Annotated in this window: 21 protein-coding genes; 13 read left to right on the top strand and 8 right to left on the bottom strand. The window is 60.3% G+C overall.

Annotated features, from left to right (window positions below):
- Positions 1-179 precede the first annotated feature (179 nt).
- Positions 180-2696, top strand: a complete 2517-nt coding sequence (locus T424_RS0112780) for an ATP-dependent helicase (protein WP_169737299.1) — start codon at positions 180-182, stop codon at positions 2694-2696.
- A gap of 378 nt (positions 2697-3074) precedes the next feature.
- On the opposite strand, the gene T424_RS0112775 is transcribed toward T424_RS0112780, so the two are convergent.
- Together T424_RS0112775 and T424_RS0112770 are read right to left on the bottom strand one after the other, a co-directional pair.
- The gene (locus T424_RS0112775) at positions 3075-3353 is read right to left on the bottom strand and encodes a DUF6074 family protein (protein WP_027488078.1); all 279 of its coding nucleotides are present in this window, start codon (positions 3351-3353) and stop codon (positions 3075-3077) included.
- Positions 3354-3604: 251 nt separating this feature from the next.
- On the bottom strand, positions 3605-5938 hold the full coding sequence (locus T424_RS0112770; protein ID WP_027488077.1) for a glucose/quinate/shikimate family membrane-bound PQQ-dependent dehydrogenase: 2334 nt from the start codon (positions 5936-5938) through the stop codon (positions 3605-3607).
- Positions 5939-6180: 242 nt separating this feature from the next.
- On the opposite strand from T424_RS0112770, the gene pncA reads away from it, so the two are divergent.
- The 5 genes from pncA to T424_RS0112745 all read left to right on the top strand — a co-directional run bounded on the left by pncA (position 6181) and on the right by T424_RS0112745 (position 9766).
- Positions 6181-6807 (top strand): bifunctional nicotinamidase/pyrazinamidase, encoded by a 627-nt coding sequence (gene pncA / locus T424_RS0112765; protein WP_027488076.1) that lies wholly within the window; start codon positions 6181-6183, stop codon positions 6805-6807.
- Positions 6808-6864: 57 nt separating this feature from the next.
- Positions 6865-7737 (top strand): pantoate--beta-alanine ligase, encoded by an 873-nt coding sequence (panC, locus tag T424_RS0112760; RefSeq protein WP_027488075.1) that lies wholly within the window; start codon positions 6865-6867, stop codon positions 7735-7737.
- On the top strand, positions 7734-8561 hold the full coding sequence (gene panB / locus T424_RS0112755; RefSeq protein ID WP_027488074.1) for a 3-methyl-2-oxobutanoate hydroxymethyltransferase: 828 nt from the start codon (positions 7734-7736) through the stop codon (positions 8559-8561). The genes panC and panB overlap by 4 nt, the downstream gene beginning before the upstream one ends.
- 168 nt (positions 8562-8729) lie before the next feature.
- Positions 8730-9455 (top strand): AzlC family ABC transporter permease, encoded by a 726-nt coding sequence (locus tag T424_RS0112750; RefSeq protein WP_027488073.1) that lies wholly within the window; start codon positions 8730-8732, stop codon positions 9453-9455.
- Positions 9452-9766, top strand: coding sequence for an AzlD family protein (locus T424_RS0112745; RefSeq protein WP_027488072.1), 315 nt, complete (start codon positions 9452-9454; stop codon positions 9764-9766). Before T424_RS0112750 ends, T424_RS0112745 begins: the two co-directional genes overlap by 4 nt.
- Before the next feature lie 45 nt (positions 9767-9811).
- Here the strand turns inward: T424_RS0112745 and T424_RS0112740 are convergent, their stop codons facing one another.
- Entirely contained in the window at positions 9812-11653 is a 1842-nt protein-coding gene (locus tag T424_RS0112740) for an aminopeptidase P family protein (protein WP_027488071.1), read from the bottom strand.
- 283 nt (positions 11654-11936) lie between these two features.
- On the opposite strand from T424_RS0112740, the gene T424_RS22575 reads away from it, so the two are divergent.
- Positions 11937-12101 (top strand): hypothetical protein, encoded by a 165-nt coding sequence (locus tag T424_RS22575; protein ID WP_154664901.1) that lies wholly within the window; start codon positions 11937-11939, stop codon positions 12099-12101.
- 618 nt (positions 12102-12719) lie between these two features.
- Here T424_RS22575 and T424_RS0112725 read toward each other — a convergent pair.
- The 3 genes from T424_RS0112725 to T424_RS22570 all read right to left on the bottom strand — a co-directional run bounded on the left by T424_RS0112725 (position 12720) and on the right by T424_RS22570 (position 14598).
- Positions 12720-13592: a 50S ribosomal protein L11 methyltransferase gene (locus T424_RS0112725; protein ID WP_027488070.1), complete on the bottom strand. Its 873-nt coding sequence runs from the start codon at positions 13590-13592 to the stop codon at positions 12720-12722.
- 201 nt (positions 13593-13793) lie between these two features.
- On the bottom strand, positions 13794-14393 hold the full coding sequence (locus tag T424_RS0112720) for an SCO family protein (RefSeq protein WP_027488069.1): 600 nt from the start codon (positions 14391-14393) through the stop codon (positions 13794-13796).
- Between the two features lie 55 nt (positions 14394-14448).
- Positions 14449-14598: a hypothetical protein gene (locus T424_RS22570; protein ID WP_154664900.1), complete on the bottom strand. Its 150-nt coding sequence runs from the start codon at positions 14596-14598 to the stop codon at positions 14449-14451.
- A 307-nt stretch (positions 14599-14905) separates the two neighbouring features.
- On the opposite strand from T424_RS22570, the gene T424_RS0112710 reads away from it, so the two are divergent.
- From T424_RS0112710 to T424_RS0112695, 4 genes are all read left to right on the top strand, one after another.
- Positions 14906-15697, top strand: a complete 792-nt coding sequence (locus T424_RS0112710) for a DUF2189 domain-containing protein (protein ID WP_027488068.1) — start codon at positions 14906-14908, stop codon at positions 15695-15697.
- Positions 15698-15840: 143 nt separating this feature from the next.
- A complete protein-coding gene (locus T424_RS0112705; RefSeq protein WP_027488067.1) occupies positions 15841-17829 on the top strand; it encodes a methyl-accepting chemotaxis protein in 1989 nt (662 codons plus the stop codon).
- Between the two features lie 2 nt (positions 17830-17831).
- Positions 17832-18296 carry a chemotaxis protein CheW gene (locus T424_RS0112700; protein ID WP_027488066.1) on the top strand — a complete coding sequence of 155 codons (465 nt, stop codon included), beginning with the start codon at positions 17832-17834 and terminating at the stop codon, positions 18294-18296.
- Between the two features lie 306 nt (positions 18297-18602).
- A complete protein-coding gene (locus T424_RS0112695; protein WP_154664899.1) occupies positions 18603-18944 on the top strand; it encodes a hypothetical protein in 342 nt (113 codons plus the stop codon).
- Between the two features lie 335 nt (positions 18945-19279).
- On the opposite strand, the gene T424_RS0112685 is transcribed toward T424_RS0112695, so the two are convergent.
- A complete protein-coding gene (locus T424_RS0112685; protein WP_027488064.1) occupies positions 19280-19777 on the bottom strand; it encodes a CreA family protein in 498 nt (165 codons plus the stop codon).
- 471 nt (positions 19778-20248) lie between these two features.
- Here T424_RS0112685 and T424_RS0112680 point away from each other — a divergent pair, with 471 nt between their 5' ends.
- Positions 20249-20770 carry a GNAT family N-acetyltransferase gene (locus tag T424_RS0112680; RefSeq protein ID WP_027488063.1) on the top strand — a complete coding sequence of 174 codons (522 nt, stop codon included), beginning with the start codon at positions 20249-20251 and terminating at the stop codon, positions 20768-20770.
- 192 nt (positions 20771-20962) lie between these two features.
- Here T424_RS0112680 and T424_RS0112675 read toward each other — a convergent pair whose 3' ends face one another.
- The gene (locus T424_RS0112675) at positions 20963-22765 is read right to left on the bottom strand and encodes a methyl-accepting chemotaxis protein (protein ID WP_051558959.1); all 1803 of its coding nucleotides are present in this window, start codon (positions 22763-22765) and stop codon (positions 20963-20965) included.
- A 306-nt stretch (positions 22766-23071) separates the two neighbouring features.
- Between T424_RS0112675 and T424_RS0112665 the strand changes: the two genes are divergently transcribed.
- Complete coding sequence (locus T424_RS0112665) at positions 23072-25066, top strand: DEAD/DEAH box helicase (protein WP_027488061.1); 1995 nt, start codon at positions 23072-23074, stop codon at positions 25064-25066.
- Positions 25067-25102 lie beyond the last annotated feature (36 nt).

Here is a 25102-nt window from a genome sequence, read left to right as displayed (position 1 = left end):
GTTTCTTCAAAGCGTGGCCGGTTTTAAAACCCAGTTTTAAAACAATGACACGGCGATGCGCAACCGCCACCGCCCTTGTGCCCGGAGGCTTGCTGCGCATTCTTTCAGATTCTCAAGAAATCGGAATAAAACCGGAACATTCTCTGGCCTTTCGACCCCGAATCACTACATTGGGCGGCATGACCAATGGTTTTGACGATATTCCCTTCTTCGACGAGGAACCGCAGCCGCGCCAGAAACCGGCCGCCGCGCCTGCTTCTTCCGGCAGGCCTGAGGCTGCCTCTGGCGGTTTGGGCATTGCCGCCCGCGCCATGGCCGCGCGCGATCAGGCCCGACAGCCGGATTACCTGTCCGGCCTCAACCCGGAGCAACGCGAGGCCGTGGAAACGCTGGATGGGCCGGTGCTTGTGCTGGCGGGCGCCGGCACCGGCAAGACCCGTGTTCTGACCACCCGCATCGCCCATATTCTGGCCAGCAGCCGGGCTTTTCCCAGCCAGATCCTTGCCGTGACCTTCACCAACAAGGCAGCACGGGAAATGAAGGAGCGCATCGGCCATCTGGTCGGCGGCCAGGTGGAGGGAATGCCGTGGCTTGGCACGTTTCACTCCATCGGCGTCAAACTGCTGCGCCGCCATGCGGAGCTTGTGGGACTGTCTTCGGACTTCACCATTCTCGATACCGATGACGTGGTGCGGCTCATCAAGCAGCTGATCCAGGCCGAAGGCATCGACGACAAGCGCTGGCCCGCCAAGCAGTTTGCCGCCATGATCGACGGCTGGAAGAACAAGGGCCTCGATCCCGCGCAAATACCGGAGGGCGATGCCCGCGCCTTTGCCAATGGCAAGGGCCGCGAGCTTTACGCCGCCTATCAGGCGCGGTTGAAAAGTCTGAATGCCTGCGATTTCGGTGATCTTCTGCTGCATCCCATCCGCATGTTCCGCGCCCATCCGGATGTTTTGAAGGATTATCACCAGCGGTTTCGCTATATTCTGGTGGACGAGTATCAGGACACCAACACCGCGCAATATATGTGGCTAAGGCTTCTGGCCCAGCGCCCCGCATCCCCCGGTGCAACCGGCAAACAGCCGGTTAACCTGTGCTGCGTGGGCGATGACGACCAGTCGATCTATGGCTGGCGCGGCGCGGAAGTGGACAATATCCTGCGTTTCGAAAAGGATTTCCCCGGCGCCAAGGTTATCAAGCTGGAGCGCAATTATCGCTCCACCGAACATATTCTGGGGGCTGCGGGCCATCTCATTGCCCATAACGAAGGCCGCCTCGGCAAGACGCTTTTCACCGACCGCATGGAGCCGGACGATGAGAAGGTGGTGGTTCATGCCGCCTGGGATTCGGAAGAGGAGGCCCGCGCCGTCGGCGAGGAAATCGAACGCCTGCAACGCGGCGATGCCGGGGGCCGCAAGCACAATCTCAATGACATGGCCATTCTGGTGCGCGCCTCCTTCCAGATGCGCGAATTCGAAGACCGTTTCGTCACGCTTGGCCTGAATTACCGCGTCATTGGCGGCCCGCGCTTTTATGAGCGGCTGGAGATCCGCGATGCCATGGCCTATTTCCGCCTCGTCTGCCAGCCAGCGGACGATCTGGCCTTCGAGCGCATCGTCAACACGCCGAAGCGGGGGCTGGGCGATACAACCATTCGCAACCTGCATGACTATGCCCGCGCCCGCGACATTCCCATGCTGGCGGCTGCTGCCGACATCGTCGAAACGGATGAACTGAAACCCAAGCCGCGCAAGGCGCTGTTCGACGTGGTGGCCGATTTCCGCCGCTGGCAAAGCCTCTTGGAAAACACGCCGCATACGGAACTGGCCGAGCAGATTCTCGACGAAAGCGGCTATACCGCCATGTGGCAGAACGACAAATCCGCCGAAGCGCCCGGGCGGCTGGAAAACCTGAAGGAACTGATCCGCTCGATGGAAGCCTTCGAGAGCCTGCGCGGCTTTCTCGAACATGTGTCGCTGGTCATGGATGCCGAGCAGAACGAAAATCTCGATGCCGTCTCGATCATGACGCTGCACTCGGCCAAGGGTCTGGAATTCGACACCGTTTTCCTGCCCGGCTGGGAGGAAGGGCTTTTCCCCCACCAGCGGGCCTTGGATGAAGGCGGACGCGCCGGGCTGGAGGAAGAGCGGCGGCTGGCCTATGTGGGCATTACCCGCGCCAAGCGGCGCTGCCATTTGTGGTTCGTCTCCAACCGCCGCATTCACGGGCTGTGGCAATCCACCATGCCCTCACGCTTTCTCGATGAGCTGCCGCCCATGCATGTGGAAGTGGCGGAAGTGGAAACCAGCTATGGCGGCTATGGTCGCGGCGGCTACGGCCAGTCCCGCTTCGACAAGGCAGAACCTTTCACCAACAGCTATTCCACCCCCGGCTGGAAACGCGCCCAGCAGAACCGTACCGAAGCCACGCGCGACAATTGGGGTACCCGCTCCGGCCATGCGGTGGAGCGCATCGGTTACGGCGAAAGCGGCCCGCGCGGCCGCACCATAGAGGGCGAACTGGTGGCCAAATCCACCAGCAGCGAACCCTCGCGCTTTGCCGTGGGCGACCGGGTGTTTCACATCAAGTTCGGAAACGGCAACATCTCGGCCATCGAGGGCAACAAACTGACGATCGATTTCGACCGGGCCGGACAAAAGCGCGTGCTGGACGGCTTTGTCGAGCGGGCGTGAGAGGTTTGCGGCAGGAGTGCTTCCGGGAAAAGGGCAGCACTCTCATCCGTCACAGGACACGACCCTACGGTTTAGCGTGTGGTTTACCCCCCTCTGTCCTGCCGGACATCTCCCCCTCAAGGGGGGAGATCGGCAAGATGAAGGCCTGCCTAAATCTTTGAAAAAGGCCGTCGTCACAAATATTTATTGAAGAATGACGCTTTGTCCGTATTGCAATCTCCCCCCTTGAGGGGGAGATGCCTGGCAAGGCAGAGGGGGGTAGGCCACGCCAAATTCCTCAGCGTCGTGTACTGTGCACGGAAACATTGAACCGCTCTAACTATTTGTTTTTAAGCATTTTCATGCGGAAAACCGGCTTCCACTTTTCCTGAAAATGCTCTAAACCCGTGCGGCCTCGCGGTGCAGCCACATCAGTTCCATCTGCACGGCTTCCTGGAATTCGATGATTTCTTCGCGCATGGCCTCTGCCGGGCAGCCAAGGTCCAGCAGTTCGGCGCCAAGCTTCTTGCAGGTGGTGCGCCAATAGGTATTGGCCTCTTCACCGTGAAGGCTGTTGAGTTCGCGGGCGGCCTTGCGCACCAGTTGGCGGCGGCTTGCAAGCGGGAAAAAGGCGAGCGTGGCCGGAGCGGGCTGGAGCTTGGCGGCAGTGTTAGTCATGCGAACCATCCTTCAAACAGAGTGATTCGGTTTTAGGCCTTTCATAGTTAAGGTTTGGTTGCCGCCAAAGCCGGCATTTTATGCAGCGCCAAGGCACGGCCCGGTACGCAAATGCACAATAAGTTCAATGAATACAAAATTATAGCAAATAGCGCCCACGCCGCACGCTCCGCCAAACTGTGCCAAAAAAAACCCCTCCGGCCTGAGAGACCGAAGGGGTTTTTAGAAAATCCGCCGGGACGCCTGCCCGTTCAGGGCAGCGTGTAAGCAATCACGTAATCGCCGGGCTTTGTGCCGATGGAGCCGTGGCCGCCTGCCACCATCACCACATATTGCTTGCCGTTGAGGTCGTAGCTCATCGGCGTTGCCTGTCCACCCGCCGGAAGGCGGCCTTCCCACAAGACCTTGCCGGAGGCGAGGTCGTAGGCGCGCAGGTAATTGTCCACAGCAGCCCCCAGAAAGGCAAGGCCGCCCTTGGTAATCATCGGCCCGCCAATGCCCGGCACACCGACCTTGAAGGGCAAGGGCAGCGGCGTCATGTCATGCACGGTGCCGTTACGGTGCTTATAGGCCACTTCGCCGGTCTTCAGATCCACGCCGGTCACATAGCCCCATGGCGGGGCCTGGCAGGGAATGCCGAGCGGCGAGAGAAACGGCCCCATATATACACCGTAAGGTGCGCCATCATTGCGGTTCAGACCCTGCTCCGATCCCTTCTCGTCCTGGCCCTTCGCCGGCACCTGATCGCGCGGCACGAGCTTAGAGGTGAAGGCCAGATAGGTCGGCATTCCAAACATCACCTGCCGTTCGGGATCGACCGCCACGGAGCCCCAGTTGAAGGTTCCGAAATTGCCGGGATAGATGATCGAGCCTTCCAGCGAAGGCGGGGTATATTGCCCTTCATACCGCATCTGATGGAATTTGATGCGGCAAACCATCTGGTCGATCAGGCTCACGCCCCACATGTCGCTTTCGCGCATCTGTGGTGGCCGGAAGCTCAGGCCGGAGATCGGCTGCGTCAGCGAGGCGCGTTCACCGGCGATCGTGCTGGCGGGAGCGGGCAATTCCTTCACCGGAATGAGCGGCTCGCCGGTGCGCCGGTCCAGCACATAAATGTCGCCCTGCTTGGTAGCCTGCACAAGGGCGGGAACGGTTGCGCCATTGCGGGTAAGATCCACCAGAACCGGCTGGGCGGGCACATCCATATCCCAGAGATCGTGATGCACGAATTGCTGCATCCAGCGATCCTTGCCGGTATTCATGTCCAGCGCCACGACGCCTGCGGAATATTTCTCCACATTGCCGCTGCGGCCAATGCCGATCTGGTCCGGCACCTGATTTCCAAGTGGAATGTAGATGAGGCCAAGCTGTTCATCCACGGCAAAAACCGACCAGCTATTGGGGGAATTGACCGTATACGTCTTGCCGGCGGGCAGCGGCGCGGTCTCCGTCGGGTTGCCGCTGTCCCAGTTCCACACCAGCGCGCCGCTGTTGACGTCGAAGGCGCGGATCACGCCCGATTGCTCATGGGTGGAGTAATTATCGTTGACCGCCCCGCCAATGACGATCTTGCCCGCGGCAATCACCGGCGGCGAGGTAGAGTAGTAATAGCCCGCCGGATCATAGGGCATTCCCTGCTCGAGATGCAGCGTACCGCGATCGGCGAAGCTTTCGCAAATGGCGCCGTTTTTGGCGTCCAGCACAATCAGCCGCGCATCGGAAGTGGGCAGATAGACGCGCTCGGCGCAGGGCGCACCGGCCGCCGCCGTCGGATCCTTGTAATAGGTCACGCCCCGGCATGTCTGGTGCTGACGGTCCGGATTGAGGCCGACATTGGGGTCAAATTTCCATTTCTGCTTGCCGGTGGCCGCATCGAGCGCAATGGCCCAGTTATGCGGCGTGCAGAGATAAAGCGTATCGTCCACCTTGAGCGGCGTGACCTGATAGGTCGTCTCGCCCACATCGCCCGGCTGCTTCACGTCGCCGGTCTGGAAGGTCCAGGCGGTCTTCAGGCTCTTCACATTGTCTGGCGTGATTTCGCTGAGTGGCGAATAGCGCTGGCCGTAGGGCGTGCGGCCATATTGGTGCCACTCCCCGTCCGCCATGGCGCCGCCGTAGGCGGGCGCGGCGGTTGCGGCCTTGAGGTCCAGCGTTCCTTCCTTGTCGTAAGGGTCCTGGGTGAGCGAATATCCCGCCACCACCAGCGCCACCAGCACCGGCATGGCAACCGGCAAGGCGCTGGCCGGAACGGCCGCCTCACGGCGGTGCAACGGCCCAAGCCGCCTGCGAATGGCTGGCAGCAACAGCACGAAGCCCAGAACGATCACAAGCCCGCCGCGCGTGCCAAGCTGCCACCAGTCGAACCCGACCTCCGACACCGCCCAGCCAAGGCAGCCGAGAATGAACAGACCGTAAAGCCAAAGGGCGGCACTGCGCCGCAGGGCCAGCAACAGCGCCGTGGCGAGGAAAACCAGCCCGGCCACGAGATAAAAAGGGCTGCCGTCAAGCGATAGCAGATAGGCGCCGCCACCGCCGAGCGTAAGCCCGATCACGGCAAAGACGATGACAATCAGGGAGAGAAGCATGGGAAATTCCACTGCGTTTGGGAAGAACAGGGCCGCCATTCCCGCAGGTTGATGGATGATCCGCAAAGATCACAACCCGGATAAGAGAATGGCCATGCCCGCTCAACGCGCGGATGATGTTTTTGTTCCATTACAATTTGGCTTGTGTGCGATAACGTTGATTTCCTCTTGCCCCCTTGAAGAGACAGGCAGGCTTTGCCACTTTCCCATTGTCCAATCCCGCCCGATGGCAAAGGAAAATCATGGCCCGCGCGCTGCTGCTTATCGATATTCAAAATGGCTTTTGCCCCGGCGGCAACCTTCCCGTGCCGGAAGGAGACGCGGTCGTTCCGCTGGCCAATGCGCTGATGGAAAGCGGTGGTTATGACCTGATCGTCGCCTCGCAAGACTGGCACCCCGCCAATCACGGCAGTTTCGCCTCGCAGCATCCCGGCCGTCAGCCCTTTGAAATGGGTGAGCTTTCCGGCAAGCCGCAGATGATGTGGCCGGATCATTGCATTGAGGGAACGGCCGATGCCGCCTTTCATGGAGATCTTGAAACCGGCAAGATCGATTTCGTGCAGCAGAAGGGCCTGAACCCCACCGTGGACAGCTATTCGGCCTTTCGCGACAACGACCGCAGCGCCCTGACAGGACTCGACAGCTATCTGAAGCAGCATAACGTCAGCGAGCTGGACATTATGGGACTTGCAACGGATTACTGCGTGAAGTTCTCCGCGCTCGATGCCATGGACATGCTGCCCGGCGTGAAAGTGCGCCTCATCATGGATGGCTGCCGGGGTATCGATCCGCTGACGGTGGATGCAGCACTTGCCGAAATGCGCGCCGCAGGGGTGGACCTCATCACCAGTCGCAGCGTGATTGGTTGATTTCCCGGCCAAGCCCGATTATCTCAGCCCCGCAGGTACGGGAGAGGACCGGGGCTTATGCAGACCATCAGGACGATTGCGGCACTCAGGCAGGCGCTTGCCGAAAGGCGGCGGCAGGGCAAGACCATCGGCTTCGTGCCCACCATGGGCTATCTGCATGAAGGCCATCTGACGCTGGTGCGCAAGGCGCAGGCGGAAAATGCGGTGAGCGTGGTTTCCATCTTCGTCAATCCGCTGCAATTCGGCGCCAACGAGGATCTGGCCCGCTATCCCCGCGATCTTGCCCGCGACAGCGCCCTGCTCGCGGCAGAAGGCGTGGACATTCTTTTTGCGCCGGAGGTTGAGGATATGTATCCCCGCCCGATGCAGGCGGTGGTGGATGTTCCAGCCCTTGGCAACCAGCTTGAGGGCGAGGCGCGCCCCGGCCATTTTGCCGGTGTGGCGACGGTTGTCACCAAGCTCTTCAACATCGTGCAGCCGGATGCCGCCTATTTTGGCGAGAAGGATTACCAGCAGGTGGCCGTTATCCGCCGCATGGTGGAAGACCTCGCCCAGCCGGTTCGCGTCGTGCCGGTTGCAACGGTGCGCGAGGCCGACGGACTGGCCTTTTCCTCCCGCAATGTCTATCTGAGCGCCGCCGAGCGGCAGGCCGCCGTGATCGTGCCGCAGGCGCTGGCTGAAGCTGAACGCCTGTTTGCCGGGGGCGAAGATCGTCCCGAACGGATGGAAGAAGCGATCCGCGCCTTCATTTCCCGTGAGCCACTTGCCCGTGCCGAAGTGGTGGCCGTGCGCGATCCGCACACGCTGCTGCCGCTCGCGGCATTGAAAACGGATTTTCTTCTGCTGCTTTACGTAACGATAGGCAGCACCAAACTGCTCGACAACAGGGTCATCACCCGCAGCGCAAGCCAGAAGGAGGCCGCCGAATGAGCGCCCCACCCCGCCAGAAACGCCTGACGCCCGCCGATATAGCAAGTCTCAAGGGCAAACGCCCCATTGTCTCGCTCACGGCCTATACCACGCCCATCGCGCGGCTTCTCGATCCGCATTGCGATTTGCTTCTGGTGGGCGACAGCCTTGGCATGGTGCTTTACGGGCTGGACAGCACGGTGAGCGTGACCATGGACATGATGATTGCCCATGGCCAGGCCGTATTGCGCGGCGTCAACCGCGCCACGGTGATCGTCGATCTGCCATTCGGTTCCTATCAGGAATCGAAAGAACAGGCATTTCGCAATGCCGCGCGCATCATGAAGGAAACCGGCTGCGACGGCATCAAGCTGGAAGGCGGCGAGGAAATGGCTGAAACGGTCGCCTTCCTCACGGCCCGCGGCGTGCCGGTGCTGGGCCATGTCGGGCTGATGCCGCAAATGGTCAACACTTCGGGCGGCTATCGCTCCAAGGGCCACAGCGAAGCGGAAGCGGCGAAAATCCATCGCGACGCCGCGGCAATCGGCGAGGCGGGCGCCTTCGCCATCGTCATCGAGGGCACGGTGGAGCCTGTGGCGCGTTCCATTTCGCAGGCGCTTGCCTGCCCCACCATCGGCATTGGCGCCTCCCCGGCCTGCGACGGGCAAATTCTCGTATCGGATGACATGCTGGGTCTGTTCAACGAATTCAAGCCACGCTTCGTCAAGCATTATGCAGAACTGGCAGGCGTCATCTCGAAGGCTGCGGAAGACTATGCGCAAGAGGTGACGCAACGGCAGTTTCCCGCCGCCGAACACACCTTCCAGCCGCGCGGCAAGCGCTGAGGTCGGGGTTTATTTCGTTCAAGACAGGCCGTTGCGACTGGTGAAATAGAAGTTCTTCATGTTAGCCCGCGCGAACGGAATGCCGCAAGCGCGGGCTTCAGGCAGAACGGAACCTTGCCTCAAATCCTGAGACCGGCTCCGTAAATGCCTGACAGCAAGGACGGAACCATGTCAGATTTTTTCAAGGGTGCGCGGCAAAGCATTCCGGTTGGCGTTTCAACCCTGCCATTCGCTATTCTTTACGGCGCTATTGCCGCAACCCATGGCCATTCCACATTCGAGGCAACGCTCACCAGTGCGGCGCTTTTTGCCGGGGCAAGCCAGCTCGTGGGGATAGAGCTTTTCAGTCACAATGTTCCGGCATGGCTGATCGTGCTGTCCATTTTTGCCGTCAATTTCCGACATATCCTCTATTCGGCGGCGGCAGGTCCCTATTTTTCGAAATTTTCGCCCATGCAGAAGCTGCTGGCCTTCTTCATGCTCACCGATCCGCAATTTGCCGAAATGGCCCGGCGCAGCGAAACGCCCGCCCCTGTTTCCTTCTCCTGGTATATGGGCTTCGCACTTGCCATCTATCTGCCCTGGGTCGGGTTTACGGCCGTCGGCACGTTGTTCAGTTCCGTCATCGGCGATCCGAAGGCGCTTGGTCTGGACGTGCTGTTACCGCTTTACTTCATGGGCAGTCTGCTGGGCTTTCGCCGACGTCCGAAATTCCTGCCGGTCGCGGCCGCGAGCGCCATAGCCTCCATCATCGCCATCAAGCTGGTGGGCTCGCCCTGGCATGTCAGCATCGGCGCGCTGGCGGGCATCGTCACGGCTGCCTTGCTGCCGGTCACGCCGAAGTACACCAACCCGCAACCCATGCCGCCAGCCCTTACGGAGGCAGCCGAATGACAGACATGATCGATCCGCGCATGATGATGATCATCGCCGCCGCCGCCATTGCCACCTATCTCACCCGCTGTGGCGGCTATCTGGTGATCAGCCGTATCCGCACCCTGCCGCCGCGGGCAGAAGCCGCGCTGAATGCCGTTCCGGCGGCCGTGCTGACCACCCTCGTGGCGCCAACCTTCTATTTCGGCGGCATGGATGTGAAGATTGCCATGGCAATTGGCCTTGCCGCCGGACTGCGTTTCTCGCTCATTCCCATGATGGCCGTTGCGGCAGGCTCCGCCATTCTCATCCGCCATTTGGGCCTGTTCTGATATAAGCGCAGGGCGCCCCCTTGCGTCAGGAGGCTTTCCCTACCCTCAATCTGCCCGGAAAAGCGGTTGCGTTGCCTGCGTCAGCCACTGCCGGGCGCTATCGCTTTCCAGCAGCGGCAACAGCCGCTTGCGGGTTTCGGCGTGATAGTCATCCAGCCAGCGCAGTTCCTCGCGGGTCAGCAGGTCTTCGACGATCAGCCTGCGGTCGATCGGCACGAAGGTCAGCGTTTCGAAGCTCATCATCTCCTGATCGCCTCCTTCCACGGGCGCAAGCTCGCGCACGTAAATGAGGTTTTCGATACGGATACCGAAATGGCCGGGACGGTAGTAACCGGGCTCGTTGGACAGAATCATTCCCGGCAGCAATTCCTGCGTGGACAGGCGCGAAATACGCTGCGGCCCTTCATGCACGGAAAGGTAGGAGCCCACGCCATGGCCGGTGCCATGGGCAAAATCGGCACCGGCTTTCCAAAGGGCGATGCGCGCCAGCGGGTCCAGGTCGCAGCCGCGCGTGCCTTTCGGAAACCGTGCGGTGGAAATGGCAATCATGCCCTTCAGCGCCAGCGTGAAGAAGCGCTTCTGCTCTTGCGGCACCGCGCCGATGGCAACCGTGCGGGTAATGTCGGTCGTGCCGTTTACATATTGCGCGCCCGAATCGATCAGGAACATTTCGGCATCCGAAATCACCCGGTCGCTCTCGGTCGTCACCCGGTAATGCATGATGGCGGCGTTTTCGCCAGCGCCCGCAATCGTATCGAAGGAAATATCCTTGAGCGGGTTCTGCAACCGCTCCCCCACCCGCAGCCGCGCCGCCTCCAGCGCCCTGGTTGCGGCAATTTCGGTGATGCTTCCGGCGGGCTGCGCATCGAGCCAGCTCAGAAACTCCACCACCGCAGCCCCATCCTGTTCATGCGCCCGGGCCGAGCCTTCAAGCTCCGTGGAATTCTTCACCGCCCGCCCCAGCTTGGCCGGATCGCTGCCATCCACGAGCTGACCGCCCTGATTGGCAATGAGCAGCGACAGCGCCGCCGGCGCAAGATCGGGATCGACGAGAATACGCGCCCCGGTCGCGGCAAGCTGACCCAGCATGGAGAGGAAGGCCTGCGGCTCGTGCCGCGTGGCCAGCCCGTCGAGATAGGCAGCCACCTCCACGCTCAGCTTGCGTTTATCGATGAAAAGCTCGGCCCTGCCATCTCCATGCACGATTGCCCGCGAAAGCGGGTGCGGCGTATGCGGCACGTCATTGCCGCGAATGTTGAAAATCCAGGCAACCGACGAGGGATCGGTGATCAGCACGGCAGCAAGATCCTTTGCCTTCAGCATGGTGGCTATGTCGGCAATCTTTGCCGCCGCCTCAACGCCCGCCGCCGCCAGCGGCTGGATGGACACAGCCCCCAGAGGCTCTGATGGGCGATCTGCCCAGATTGCATCGAGAGGATTTCCAGCGACCAGAACGAGCTGTCCGCCAATCTCCTTCAGTGCCTTTTCCAGCCGGCTCACCTGCTGGCTGGTGTGCATCCAGCCGTCTATACCCAGCCGGAATCCCTTGCCGAGATGGTTGGAAATCCATTTCGCGGGCGGCTCGCCGATCAGGTCTGCGGGGGTGAAAACCGCCAGATCCACCTGCTGGCGCACCTGCGTGACATAACGCCCGTCCACGAAAACCATTGCCTTATCGCGCGTGACCAGCACCTCCCCCGCCGAGCCGGTAAAACCGGTAAGCCAGGACAGGCGCTCTGCCGAGGCAGGCACATATTCCCCCTGATATTCATCGGCACGCGGCACGAGAAAACCGTCTATGCCGAGCCCGTCAAAGAGATTGCGAAGAGCGCCGACGCGGGCTGCGCCGAATTGCGGGGTAGAGGTAACATCGAAGGACTGAAACATGTGCCGTTCTCATTTGCTGATTCAAAGGTGTTATAGCATCTCGCACTGCATTTGTTTTCCTTTGTCCGGCGAAACTGCGGCACCTTGTGCCGCTACACCGCATCGCACCAAAGCCCTGCCGCGTCGCCGGAAGACTTTGTGACGGTTTTTTGACCAGAATTTGCCCACCCCGCCTTAAAACAATGCAAAAATGCATAGCTCCCATGCCGCGCACCCCCTGCCACGAAGCGGCACAAAGGGCTAGAAGCCCGCCAACGCAAACGCCAGCCACAAGAGACAGACAATGACCAGCCAGATCCGCACCACTGAACCGACCCGCGCACCGTCGCTCGGCCGTCAGCTTGGCCGCGTTGGCATGGCAGGCGCTTCCAGCCTGTCGCGGGACATCCTGTCGGCTGCAACCCGGCCCGGCACGGTGCGCAACAGCGCCATGATGCTGGCCATCTGACACCCCGTAAAATCAGGCTTATCCTGCCTCGTCCGAACCGAATCCCGGTTAGGCTTTGGGAGGGGCTTTGCATTTCAAGAGTTCGAGCCCGCTTGAGTTGACCTCCCACAGCTCGCGGGTGATCAGGGCAACCTGATCAAAGAGAAGGCGGCAATGGCGGTGCCGCCTTCTGCTTTTTCAGGCTGTGTGGATATTCGATTTTCCGTTCGAAAATGCGCAGAAACAAACAGTTAGAGCCTTTCCGTGTTTCCATGCACAGTACACGACGCTACGGTTTTGCGTGTGGTTTACCCCCCTCTGTCCTGCCGGACATCTCCCCCTCAAGGGGGGAGATCGGCAAGATCAAGGCCCTGCCTAAATTCCTGAAAAAGGCCGTCATCACAAATAGTCGTTGAAGAATGGCGCTTTGTCCGTATTGCAATCTCCTCCCTTGAGGGGGAGATGCCTGGCAAGGCAGAGGGGGGTAGGCCACGCCACATGCCTAAGCGTCGTGTACTGTGGTTTCCATGAAACAGGGAAAGGCTCTAAAGCTGCTGCATAATTTTCACCTTAAACCGATTCCGATTTAAGGAATTATGCAGTAGTCATGCCCCTGATGCACCGCTGCAATGCAGCATGTCATTGCAGATGGATCGTGACCCAGCCGTTCCGCCAGATCGTGCGAACATGCTTGACGCCCGCCCCGTTATAGGCGGCGATGACCTTCCAGCGCTGACTGGCGAGAATGCCGGAAAGAATCACGGAACCGCCGGGGGCCAGATGCGCCACCAGCTGCGGGGCCATTTTCATCAGCGGGCGGGCCAGAATATTGGCGATAATCAGATCGAACGGCCCGTGTTCACGAAAAGCGGTGGAGTGAAAGCCGGGGGCGGTTCGAAAATCGATACCATGCGGCACACCGTTGGTCAGGGCATTTTCCCTTGCCACCCGCACGGCCACGGGGTCTATATCCGTGGCAAGCACCGGCACCGGCGCAAGCTTGCGCACGGCAATGGCCAGCACGCCGCTGCCAGTGCCAAGGTCCAGCGCATTGCGCGGACGCCGCGCCCGCACCACGCTGTCAATCATTTCCAGGCAGCCCGCCGTGGTGCCGTGATGCCCGGTGCCGAAGGCCTGCCCGGCATCGATCTCGATGGCGAGATCATGCGGTTTCACCTTGTCGCGGTCGTGCGAGCCATGCACCAGAAAACGTCCGGCGCGGACGGGCGTCAGCCCCTCCAGCGATTTGGCGATCCAGTCTATATCCGGAATGACCTCTCGCTCCACCGCCAGATCGGGATAGGCTTCGGCCAGAAGCTCCACGAAGCGCTGCTGCACCTCGGCCTCCTCATTGGCCATCATATAGATCGAGGCCTGCCAGACATCGTTCTTCTCGTCGATCTCCGTGGTCGCGATGGCAAAATCCTCTTCACCGAAGGCAAAGCTCATCAGATCGAGAATGTGGTTGGCATCTGCCTCGGTGGTGGTGACAAAAAGTCGGATCTCGCTCACGGCGGGACAATCCTTTCAAGACGCCGGCCCGCCCAATGGGAAGGCTCTTCCCACGCGGACTTGCGCAAAACCAAAACGACAGCCAGCAAACGAACCCGTCATTCGTCGGCAGGCGGAAGAAAACGTGGATTTGAGCTACACCGGCTGACAGGTCAATGCAACATGGGCCGGACAGGGAAAATCGCCCCTTGGCAGGCCTGCTCAGCCCTTTGCCAGATTGTCCAGTTTCTTCACGGCAGTGTCGGGATTTTCGCCATAAGCGATCGTGCCCTTGAAACGTCCGTCCTTGTCCAGCAAAAAGACAGAGGCCGTGTGATCCATGGTGTAGTCGCCGTTTGGATCCTTTTCATCCACCGGCACCTTGCGGGCATAAACGCGAAAGCCGCGAATAACCTCGGCAATCTTTTCCGGCGGCCCGCCAATGGCCGTGATGCGGCTGGAAACGTTGGAGACATACTGGTTGAGAATTTCAGGACTGTCACGCTCGGGATCCACCGTGACGAAAAACGCATTCAGCCTGTTGCCATCCGGATCGACCTTTTTCAGCCAGCCATCCAGCTCGAAAAGTGTGGTGGGGCAAACTTCCGGGCAATGGGTGAAACCGAAAAACAGCGCGGTCGGCTTGCCCCGCATGGCCTGCTCGGTAATCGGCTTGCCATGCTGATCCACGAGCTGGAAGGGCACCCCAAAAGGTGCCTCGGCCACCTCGCGTCCGGATTTGCCGATTTCCAGCGTCATATAGCCCAGCACACCGGCAAGGCCGATTGCCAGCAGCCACAGAATGATTCGCACCGTCCTCATCGCATTCCCTTACCCTGCCCCTGCCCGTTACCCTGTGCTTGAATGTTCCGCCACTTCAAAGACAAAAGGAAAGCCCTTGCGCGGCAAATGTGAGCAGCATGTCGGCACCATAGTAGATCCAGCCTGCAAAACCCGCAGCCCCGGCCAGAAGCACAAGCAGCACACCGACCCAAAGGCCCGGATTTTCAAAAGCGGTTCTGTCCATGGTGACATCATAGCCCTCCCGCAAACGCAAGGCCAGAAATAATCAGGTCCACGCAGGCGCAACTGACCATTATCAAGGACGTGGCGGCAGTCCTTGGTCACACTCTGCTTGAGATGTTCGACCTTGTAATACCAAGCCTCGAAGATGCTGACGCATCCTCGCCTTGAAGGCTTGCGAAGTTTTCCCGGCGCTTGCCGCAGCCAGAAAGGAGCTTCAGGCACAGGAAAAGTGTAGTTGCGGTTTTCCGTCCGGAAATGCGGAAAAATAAAAATCAGAGCGCGTCATCACCGTTTCTTGGGAGGGAAGCATGGGGGAACAGGCAGCAAATACATCCGTGGCGCAGACCGTAGCCTTGCGCAAACTTCAGCCGGGCGATGTGCGGGAGGCCTTCCGGCTGGGCTGGCGCGATTTTCGGCTTTATCCTGTTTACGGCCTGTTTTTCGGTGGCATCTATGCTTTGGGCGGGCTTTTCATTACCTATGCGCTGCTGTGGCTGCATCTGCCATGGCTTGTGATTCCGGTGGCCATTGGCTTTCCGTTGATCGGCCCCTTTGTCGCCGTCGGGCTCTATGAGGTCAGCCGCCGCCATGAAGCCGGGGAGGCCATGAGCTGGCGAGCCGTGTTGACCGAAGTATTTCGCCAGCGCGAGCGGCAGATGTCGTGGATGGCTTTCGTCGTGCTTTTCGTCTTCTGGGTCTGGATCTATCAGGTGCGGCTGTTGATGGCCCTGTTTCTGGGCGCGCGCATTCCAGCTTCGCTGGAGGGCTTTGTTTCGCTGGTCATTCACACCCCGCAGGGTCTGGCCTTTCTTGCCGTTGGCACCGTGGTAGGGGCGGTGATTGCCGCCCTGCTGTTTGCCATCACCGTCATCTCCATGCCGCTTCTTCTCGATCGCGAGATAGACTTCATCTCGGCCATGCTCCACAGCCTGCGATTTGTAACCGAAAACAGAGCCGCTGCGCTCGGCTTTGGAATGATCGTGGCTGTTTTGGCGCTTGCCGCGCTCCTTCCGGGCTTTCTGGGCCTGCCTGTTGCCCTGCCCTTTGCGGGCCATGCAACCTGGCATCTTTATCGAAAGGTAAGCCCACGCGAAGAATAATACCGGGAATCGCCTGAAATCCGGCAATATTAGCAGAAGATTAACCTGTTTTGGTTGAATTTTATATTCCTAATGGGACAAGGCTTCGCCACCACCGGCATGGGCCGGACGGCATGGCAGCGGGGCGGGATTCGGGGCAGGTTATGGTTGATATGAAGAATGCAGGCGGGCTCACGGTTGGCCGCCGGTTAATGACCCTGGGCGGCGCCGCCGTTTGCGGCATCGCGGCCATGCTTACGGTCGGCTACTATGAAAGCAGCCAGGTGGACGCCTCCCTGCGCCGGGCCCTTTCCCTCAAGGCCCAGGTGGAAACGGTCAACGATCTCAGACTGGCAAATGGCGAACTGACGCTTGCGGCCATGGACACCATCATCGACCGCAATGAAGGCGCCATTCAAGCCGAGCGCATGAAGATCATCACGGATAACAGCAGCACCCTTACAAAGGCCGCGCCGGTCGTGAAGGCGCTGGCCGCCGAAATCGGACAGGACGCGCTGGTAAAGACCTACGAGACCGACGCCGCAAGCCTTGTGCGGGAAATTTCGGTGGAGCTGAAACGGCTGGTGGAAACCAAGGCGTCGGAAAGCGAATATTCCCGCATCGACGACACCATAGACGGCGCAGGCGAGCGGCTGGGCGACATGCTGGAAAAGCTCTCGACCACGGCCACGCGGCTTGTGGAAGAGCGCGTGACGGAAGCCACCAGCGCCTCCAGCAGCTCCATCATTCTGCAAATGAGCATCGGTCTTCTTGCCTTTTTCATCGTTCTGGCCTTGCAGATCATCCATGCCCGTTCCATCGTGCGGGGGCTTTCGGGCGTCAGTTCAAGCCTGAAAGACATTATCGACGGCAATTACGAGCGCCCCATCAACGCGCTGGACCGTAGCGACGAAATCGGCGACATCGCCCGCTCGGCGGAAATTTTCCGCGATGCCGTGCGCGACAAGCGCAAGCTGGAAGAAGAAAGCGCCGTAACGCTTCGCCGCTCCGAAGAAGAAGTGCGCGAGCGCGAGAGCGCCACAAGGGCCGAACGCGACCGGCTTCAGACCGCCGTGGAAGCGCTGGCCGAAGGCCTGACCCGCCTTGCCGATGGCGATCTGGAAACCACGATCGACAAGCCCTTCCCGCAGGACATGGAACGGTTGAAAACCGACTTCAACCAGGTTGCCGGCCACCTTCGCAACGTCATGACGGAGATTTGCGCGACATCGCACAGCATTCAGGCCAACAGCGCGCAAATGCGCTCCGCCGCCGATGACCTGGCGCGCCGCACCGAACAGCAGGCCGCCTCGCTGGAAGAGACCTCGGCGGCCCTCAACCAGGTCACGCAGACGGTGCGCACCTCTGCCGAGCGCGCCGAACACGCCAGCCACATGGTGGAAAACGCCAAGAACTTCGCCGAGGAATCGGCCAATGTCGTCAAGGATGCAATGGCGGCCATGGAGCGCATCCAGTCCGCCACGGGCGAGATCGGCAAGATCATCAATGCCATCGACGAGATCGCCTTCCAGACCAACCTTCTGGCGCTGAATGCCGGGGTGGAAGCAGCGCGGGCAGGCGATGCGGGCAAAGGCTTTGCGGTCGTGGCACAGGAAGTGCGCGCACTCGCCGGACGTGCGGCAGACGCTGCCCGCGACATCAAAACCCTGGTCGGCAAATCCAACCACGAAGTCGATACAGGCGTGGATCTGGTCAAGGCAACCGGCGAGGCTTTGCATCGCATTGGTGAAGATGTTCTACAAATCAACGACCATGTTAAGTCGATTGTAACCTCATCGCGCGAACAATCCGTGGGACTGAGTGAAATAAACTCCGCCGTTGGACAAATGGATCAGGTCACGCAGCAAAATGCGGCCATGGTCGAGGAAACCAATGCGGCAAGCCATACGCTCGCCAGCGACTCCGAAAACCTCGGAAAGCTGGTTGGCCAGTTCAAGACCGGCAACAGCACAAGACGTGCCGTTGCCCGGCCGGAAGCCGTCCATGCGGCTTCGGCCCCGCAGCCATCGCCCGCCAAGCAGCTTGTAAACAAGCTGGCGGGCGCCTTCTCCAAGGGAACAGCCGCCCCGGCCCGCGCCGTGGCAGCCGCCCCTGCCACCGCAGCAGCAACCGACCACTGGGAAGAATTTTAACCATGAGCAATGCCATCAAGCAATCCGGTGCCTATCTGGAGATCGTGTCCTTCCATCTTGGCGATCAGGAATTCTGTATCGACATCATGGCCATCCGTGAAATTCGCGGCTGGGCTCCGGTCACGCCCATGCCGCACACCCCGCCTTACGTGCTCGGCCTCATCAACCTGCGCGGCGCGGTTATCCCTGTCATCGACATGGCCTGCCGCCTGGGAATGCGCATGACGGAACCCTCCGAGCGCTCGGCCATCATCGTCACCGATATTGCCGGCAAGCTGGTGGGACTGCTCGTGGAACAGGTTTCCGACATGATGACCATCCGCAGCGAAGACCTGCAACCGCCGCCGGAAATCATTCCGGAAGCCCAGCGCGCCTTCTCGCGCGGCATCGTCGCTCTCGAAAAATCGATGGTCTGCTTCCTCAACCTCGATACCGTGATTGCGGACGAGCTGGCCAACGCCGCCTGAGGCGGCCTGAAACCGGCGCTCTGAAAGTGCCGCCGCGTATGCGGAAAAGGCGCGTGCGGCATCGCGTCGAAAAACAACGCCGGATCGGAGTGATGGCCCGATCCGGCGCTTTGGCGTTTTGCGTCCGAAAATGCCTCGAAACAGACAGGTAGAGTCGAGCGGAGCGGCGAGACAAACCATGTTCGAAAACCCGAAGCGGAGAAAACTGGCATTTGCAGATCACTCCAAGGCCAATGTCCCATACAAATCCGTCGTTCCTGTTCCTATATTCAGACAGAAGCAGCAATGGTTGCGAAGGAGCCTGATATGAGACACACATTTTTCCGCGCCGCAGCGCTTGCGGGCCTTGCCCTTCTGCCCCTGCCAGCCGCGGCCACCACCGCCGACGACGTGGCGACCTTGCTGTTTGGCCGCAATTACCATGACAATGTCACGGTGATTAACATTGCAGACCACAAGGGGCCGGCCAATAACGACCTGCCGCCCACCGTAAGTTATGCAACTCCGCGCAGCATCGCGCAGGCACAGCAGCAGGCGGATAGTGACCCCATGGTTCAAGAAGCCCTGGCGCGACGCGGCATAAAGCTGCACAATGTGGTGCTGGTGCAGACGGCCATGAATGGCGGGAAGATCGTTTACGTCAAGTGAAGGCGCGTTGAGGCAGGCAGCGCTTTACCATGCCCTGAAAGAGAAAATCGCCCTGGATGGCGTCCGGGCGATTTCCCGATCCGCAAAAGCGCGGATCTTGCAGGCAGTGCACCAGAACGCAGCGGATCATCCACGCCATTTTGGTGCATTGGCACTCTGCCTCAACTCAAATTCCTTAAAAAGGGGGCGGAAGCGTTAAAAGCGGCTTCACCCTCATCCGGTTGCGACCTTTTTTGGTTGCGCGCATGATCTGTCAATTCGGGAAAACAAGGGGTATCGGGAAAACAAGGGGCCCCGCGGCATTTCAGTCCACGGCCCCTCCTCTGCCGATCCGGTCAGGGCGTCGGTTTTCCGTTCTTCCAGTTCACCTGCTGATTGAACAACGGCACCGTCGAAATTGCCATTTTAGCGGAGCCATTCACCACCTGCCGGGAATGGGCCATGTAAATCAGCGTATCGTTCTGTTTGTCATAGATGCGATTGACGACAAGCGATTTCCAGATGAGCGAGCGGCCCTGCTTGAAAACTTCCTCGCCGCTTTTCGACTGGTCAATATCGTCAATCTCGATCGGGCCCGTCTGCTGGCAGGAAATGGAATTGTTCGACGGGTCCTCGAACCAGTTTCCCTTGTGCAGACGATCGATCACCGAACGGTCGAAATAGGTGACGTGGCAGGTCACACCCTTGACCTTCGGGTCACTGACAGCTTCCACGACAATGTCGTTGCCCACCCAGTCTACGCCAACCTTGCCAACTTCCTCTGCCTGAACCGGCGCCGAAAGGATCGGCAGGACCGTCATTACGGCGAACGTGACATTGCGATATTGGCTCATTTTGCCCTGCCTTGTTCTGTTTCACGCGACCGCTTCGCGGTATCGCAAAGTCCATGGCCCGTTCTTCAGCGGGACATTCCCTGCTTTCGCAAATGATTGCCCGAAGCGTCCCTCGCTATAATACCAAGGGTCACTGAAAATGACGCTTGGTATTCCCTTTTCGAATAACGCAAGCGACGGACGCAGTTGAGATATTCAAAATGACTTCAAGGCGAGGATGCGTTAGCATCTTCGAGCCTTGCTATAATGCGCCACATATGTGCAGGGTTCCCCAGCATCAGGGCCAACCCTGTTTTTCACCAGCCCTCTCCCTGTTTCAACCTTTGCTGTGGCATGGGCCCGTCTTTCGCCATATCTTGCCCGCCAATCAAACCGCTCCGGCCTTTTGTGTTTGCGCATTTCGGGCAGAGAGCCGGTTTCCACTTTCCCTGAAAATGCTTTAACGGATCAAACATGCCAGAAGAGACGCGATTGAGCGCAGACATAGCCGAACTCGTTATCCGCGCCAGCATACCGGCGGATGCTGCCGCAATAGCGGCCTTGCACAATCTTGCGAACTACCGCAACGGCACCCTGCGCCTTCCCTTTCATAGCGAACCGGAGCTGCGCAAGCGGCTGGAGACAAAGCCGCCGGAGGTGACGACGCTGGTGGCCGAGTTGAACGGGCAAATCGTTGGCGACATCGCCTTGATGCGCCAGACTGGCCGCCGACAGCATGTCGCCTCCATCGGCATGGGCGTTCACGACGATTTCCAGCGGCTCGGCATCGGCAGGGCACTCCTTGCCGCCATAATCGATCTGGCCGATAACTGGCTGAATATTGCCCGGCTGGAACTGACCGTCTACACCGACAACCAGGCCGCAATCCGTCTTTACGAATCCTGCGGTTTCGTGCGCGAGGGAACGCATGAAGCCTTTGCCTTCCGCGCCGGCGCCTACATTGACGCCCATGCCATGGCCAGACTGAACCTCATCCGCGCCACCCAACCATAATCGGAAAACCAAGGCCACTTTTCCTGCAAGTGCTTTCTTTCCCGCACTTGCGGACGGAAAACCGGGGCCACTTTTCCTGCAAGTGCTTTCTTTCCCGCACTTGCGGACGGAAAACCGGGGCCACTTTTCCTGCAAGTGCTTTCTTTCCCGCACTTGCGGACGGAAAACCGGGGCCACTTTTCCTGCAAGTGCTTAGGCTGCACGCCTGAGCGTGGAAAAAAGAAACCTGTCTACAAGCTGTTTCAGGCCCTGCGCATCCGCATTCATGGTTTCGGCGGCTGCGCTGCAATTTTGAGCCATTTCCGCGTTCTGGTGCGTCATGCGATCCATTTCCGCCACCACGCCGCGAACTTCGCGCAGGCTGGAGGATTGCTCGGCCGATCTTTCCGCCACGCTGTCTATGCCATTGGCAATGGCCGTGACCCGTTCCTGTATTTCGCCAAGTGACTGGCCTGTCCGGCGAACCAGATCCACGCCCTGCGTCACTTCCTGACTGGACGTGGCGATCAGGTTTTCGATTTCCTTGGCAGCATTGGCCGACCGCTGCGCAAGGTCGCGCACTTCCTGCGCCACCACTGCAAAGCCCTTTCCGGCCTCACCGGCGCGGGCTGCCTCCACCCCCGCATTGAGTGCAAGGAGATTGGTCTGAAAGGCAATCGCGTCGATCACTCCGGTGATCGAGGCAATCTTGCCGGATGCCTCCTCGATACGCGACATTGCCGCGACCGCCTCCTGCACGACGGCAGCGGATCGCTCCAGCACATTTCGCACATCGATGGTCTGTCCACGGGTTTCTGCGCTGCGGGACGAGTTCACATCCACCTGCTCGCTGATCTGCCCGATGGCCCCGGCCGTCTGCTTGAGGGCCGCCGCCTGTCTTTCGGTTCGCTCGGCAATCGAGGCGACCTGCCCGTAGAGATTGGCGGAACTTGCCTTGACGCCTTCCACCTTGCCAAGAATATCAGCCATGGTGGACTGAAACAGACCCAGCGATTTGTTGAGGTTAAGCCGAAGCGGCTCGAAATCCGCACTGAACGGATGATCCAGCGTCATTCGCAGATCGAATTGCGCCAGCCGCTCCATGGCAGCACCAAGATCCTCCACAACCTTTTGAAGGTCTGCCGCCTGCGCCGCCTGCGCTTCCAGCCGTGCCGCCCCCTCGTGCCGGTCGCGTTCGGCACGATCACGTTCGGCTTCGCGCATCCGGCGTCTCTCGATCGCCGCCTCCCGCAGCACCGCCCCGGCCTCGGCCATCTTGCCCACCTCGTCGCGGCGATTGAGAAAGGGCACGGTCAAATCGAAATTTCCGGCCGCCAGCCCACTCATGAATTTCTGAAAATGCTGCATGGGGCCAATGGCTGCCCGGCGAAAGCCGTATAATCCGGCCCACAAGGTCGCGACAGACAACAGCAGCGCCGCGATGGCCAGCGTTTCCAGCCGCAGCGAACTTTTGGCGGCACGCTCCTCCACCCTTTCCAGATAGATGTTCGATGCCGCGACCAGTTGCTCGACCGCCGCCTTTTGCGCCAGATACCGAACCCGCAAACGAACGAGGCTCTGCTCAGCCTCCGCCGTCTTGCCACCGTTCAAAAGCGGCAGAACCGTATCCACCTCACTCCAGAAGGCAGCGCTGGCAGGCTCCACGCCTTCTCGCAAAAGCCGCGTTATTTCCTCCGGCAGCGCCACGCCGCGCCAGAAGCGAATACGCGCATCGAAACTTTTACGCAGGCGCGCCAGCTCTTCGGCATTGGCCTGCAAGCGCGCCGGTTCCTGTCCCGCATCGGTTGCCGCGACATAAGCCTCGATGACAAAGAGCGGCGGCGGCAGAATATCGGCAATCACATCCTTTGCATGAACAATATCGGCGTAAACCGGACCGTTCACCCGCAGTGTCCGCAAGGCGTAAAACATGATGCCGCTGGACAGCATGAGCCCGGCAAACAAGCAGGCTCCGAACAGAAAGAGGCTTCTGGACAGGCTCAACCGCGTCATCATCGAACAATCCCCACTCTCGGGCGCGGCTTTACCGCGCACGCCGCACAACAGACCGGGGACCATTTTGCGAAGCACAATTTAACGTAATGCTAAAAAACATGCATCGCAGATTGCATTTTTTGAAACTGCCGCCTGCGCTGGTGCATCTCCCTGCTTTGGCCGCGTTTGCCGGATGCCTCCATTATCCATGCCGCGAAATTGCCGCTGTACTTTCCGGCCATTGGCGATTAGGAAGGCGTCAAACATGCCGCCCGCGCCGCGCCATTGTGCCACGGGCCTGCCTTACTCATTTCGAAAGATAAACCGATGACGAATTTTGACGGCATCGTCCCGGCAATTGCCGAGGCCTTGCTGAAACGCGGCTATGAGACCCTGACTCCCGTTCAGCAGGCCATGCTGAGCCCCGATCTCGAAGGTCAGGACGCGCTTGTTTCCGCCCAGACCGGCTCCGGCAAGACGGTTGCCTTTGGCATTGCCATGGCCTCCGACCTTCTGGACGGACAGGCGCGCTTTGGCCGTGCGGGCTTTCCGCTGGCGCTGGCCATTGCGCCCACGCGCGAGCTTGCCCTTCAGGTAAAACGCGAGCTGGAATGGCTTTATGAAATGACCGGCGCCATCATTGCCTCCTGCGTTGGCGGCATGGATATTCGCAACGAGCGCCGTGCGCTGGAGCGTGGTGCGCATATCGTCGTCGGCACGCCGGGGCGTCTTCGCGATCATATCACCCGTGGCGCGCTCGACATGTCGGAAATCCGCGCCGTGGTGCTGGACGAGGCCGACGAGATGCTCGATCTCGGCTTCCGCGAGGATCTGGAATTCATTCTGGAGCAGGCGCCGGAAGATCGCCGCACCCTGATGTTCTCGGCCACGGTGCCGCGCGCCATTGCCGATCTTGCCCGCAGCTATCAGAAGGCCGATGCCCGGCGCATCGAGACGGCGGCGGAAAAGAAACAGCATGTCGATATCGAATATCGCGCCCTGATGGTTTCCCCCTCCGACAAGGAAAACGCCATCATCAACATGCTGCGCTTTTACGAGGCGCGCAATGCCATCGTGTTCTGCTCCACCCGCGCCAATGTCAACCATCTGACGGCGCGGCTGCATAATCGCGGCTTTTCGGTGGTGGCGCTTTCCGGCGAGCTTTCGCAAAACGAGCGCACCCATGCCCTTCAGGCCATGCGCGACGGGCGCGCCCGCGTGTGCATCGCCACGGATGTCGCCGCCCGCGGCATCGATCTGCCGGGCCTGGAGCTGGTGATCCACGCCGATCTTCCCACCAATTCCGAAACGCTGCTGCATCGTTCCGGCCGCACGGGCCGCGCCGGAAACAAGGGTGTTTCAGCGCTTGTCGTGCCGGTGAACCTGCGTCGCAAGGCCGAACGCCTGCTGGATGGCGCAAATGTGCGGCCCACATGGGCGCTTCCGCCCACCGCCGACGAGGTTCTGGCCCGCGACGACGAGCGTTTGCTGGCAGAAGCCACGCTTGCCGATCCGGTGGGCGAAGACGAAGCCGCCATGGTCGAACGTCTGCTGGCCGAACATGGCGCGGAAAAGCTTGCCGCTGCCTTCATCCGCAACTATCGCGCCAGCCGCTCGGCGCCTGAAGATCTGGTGCCGGTAACGGTCGATCCGCAGAAGCGTCCGCGCCGCGACCGCGAGGATTTTGCCAGCGATGGCCGCGAGGCGCCGCCCCACCGCGAAAGCCGCCCGCGCGATGCCTTTGGCCCCAGCCGGTGGTTCTCGCTTTCCGTCGGACGGCGGCAGAATGCCGAACCGCGCTGGCTCATTCCCATGCTGTGCCGCAACGGCCAGATCACCAAGGCTGAAATCGGCGCCATCAAGATGCAGCCGGAAGAAACCTTTGTGGAAATCGCCGAGGATGGCGTGGATCAGTTCCTGGCCGCCATCGGCCCGAACAAGACGCTGGATCGTGGCATTCAGGTGCGCCCGGTCAAGGGAATGCCGGATTTCTCCGCTTCCCCCAAGGCACCGCGTGAACGCAAGCCCTATGGCGATCGCGCGGACGCAGGCGCCCGCCCGTCCAGGCCCCGCTTCAAGGACGACATGCAAAAGGCCGATGCCGAAGTCTGGGGCGATGCGCCCCGCGCCAAGCCGCGCCGCGACGACTGGAAGCCAAAGGGCGAGCGCCCTGCCCGCAGCTTTACCGGCGACAAGCCCGCAAAGTCCGACCGTCCATTCAAGGCCGACAAGCCCTTCCGCACCGACAAGCCGCGCTTCGACGATCGTGGCCCCGCAGGTGCCGATCGGAAAAAGCCCCGCAAGGGTAAATCCAACGGCTAAGGCATTTTCGAACGGAAAACCGGTCTCCACTTTTCC

It is taken from the genome of Allorhizobium undicola ORS 992 = ATCC 700741, assembly GCF_000621665.1.
GTDB classification, from domain to species: Bacteria; Pseudomonadota; Alphaproteobacteria; order Rhizobiales; family Rhizobiaceae; genus Allorhizobium; species Allorhizobium undicola.
Note: the sequence above shows the minus strand (reverse complement) of the source record. Positions and strands in the feature narration are given on the sequence as shown.

What these genes read in the sequence shown, in the direction of transcription:
- T424_RS0112780 (WP_169737299.1), top strand. Translation starts at nt 180, where the DNA reads ATGACCAATGGTTTTGACGATATTCCCTTCTTCGACGAGGAACCGCAG.
- T424_RS0112775 (WP_027488078.1), bottom strand. Translation starts at nt 3,353, where the DNA reads ATGACTAACACTGCCGCCAAGCTCCAGCCCGCTCCGGCCACGCTCGCC.
- T424_RS0112770 (WP_027488077.1), bottom strand. Translation starts at nt 5,938, where the DNA reads ATGCTTCTCTCCCTGATTGTCATCGTCTTTGCCGTGATCGGGCTTACG.
- pncA (WP_027488076.1), top strand. Translation starts at nt 6,181, where the DNA reads ATGGCCCGCGCGCTGCTGCTTATCGATATTCAAAATGGCTTTTGCCCC.
- panC (WP_027488075.1), top strand. Translation starts at nt 6,865, where the DNA reads ATGCAGACCATCAGGACGATTGCGGCACTCAGGCAGGCGCTTGCCGAA.
- panB (WP_027488074.1), top strand. Translation starts at nt 7,734, where the DNA reads ATGAGCGCCCCACCCCGCCAGAAACGCCTGACGCCCGCCGATATAGCA.
- T424_RS0112750 (WP_027488073.1), top strand. Translation starts at nt 8,730, where the DNA reads ATGTCAGATTTTTTCAAGGGTGCGCGGCAAAGCATTCCGGTTGGCGTT.
- T424_RS0112745 (WP_027488072.1), top strand. Translation starts at nt 9,452, where the DNA reads ATGACAGACATGATCGATCCGCGCATGATGATGATCATCGCCGCCGCC.
- T424_RS0112740 (WP_027488071.1), bottom strand. Translation starts at nt 11,653, where the DNA reads ATGTTTCAGTCCTTCGATGTTACCTCTACCCCGCAATTCGGCGCAGCC.
- T424_RS22575 (WP_154664901.1), top strand. Translation starts at nt 11,937, where the DNA reads ATGACCAGCCAGATCCGCACCACTGAACCGACCCGCGCACCGTCGCTC.
- T424_RS0112720 (WP_027488069.1), bottom strand. Translation starts at nt 14,393, where the DNA reads ATGAGGACGGTGCGAATCATTCTGTGGCTGCTGGCAATCGGCCTTGCC.
- T424_RS22570 (WP_154664900.1), bottom strand. Translation starts at nt 14,598, where the DNA reads ATGGACAGAACCGCTTTTGAAAATCCGGGCCTTTGGGTCGGTGTGCTG.
- T424_RS0112710 (WP_027488068.1), top strand. Translation starts at nt 14,906, where the DNA reads ATGGGGGAACAGGCAGCAAATACATCCGTGGCGCAGACCGTAGCCTTG.
- T424_RS0112705 (WP_027488067.1), top strand. Translation starts at nt 15,841, where the DNA reads ATGGTTGATATGAAGAATGCAGGCGGGCTCACGGTTGGCCGCCGGTTA.
- T424_RS0112700 (WP_027488066.1), top strand. Translation starts at nt 17,832, where the DNA reads ATGAGCAATGCCATCAAGCAATCCGGTGCCTATCTGGAGATCGTGTCC.
- T424_RS0112695 (WP_154664899.1), top strand. Translation starts at nt 18,603, where the DNA reads ATGAGACACACATTTTTCCGCGCCGCAGCGCTTGCGGGCCTTGCCCTT.
- T424_RS0112685 (WP_027488064.1), bottom strand. Translation starts at nt 19,777, where the DNA reads ATGAGCCAATATCGCAATGTCACGTTCGCCGTAATGACGGTCCTGCCG.
- T424_RS0112675 (WP_051558959.1), bottom strand. Translation starts at nt 22,765, where the DNA reads ATGATGACGCGGTTGAGCCTGTCCAGAAGCCTCTTTCTGTTCGGAGCC.
- T424_RS0112665 (WP_027488061.1), top strand. Translation starts at nt 23,072, where the DNA reads ATGACGAATTTTGACGGCATCGTCCCGGCAATTGCCGAGGCCTTGCTG.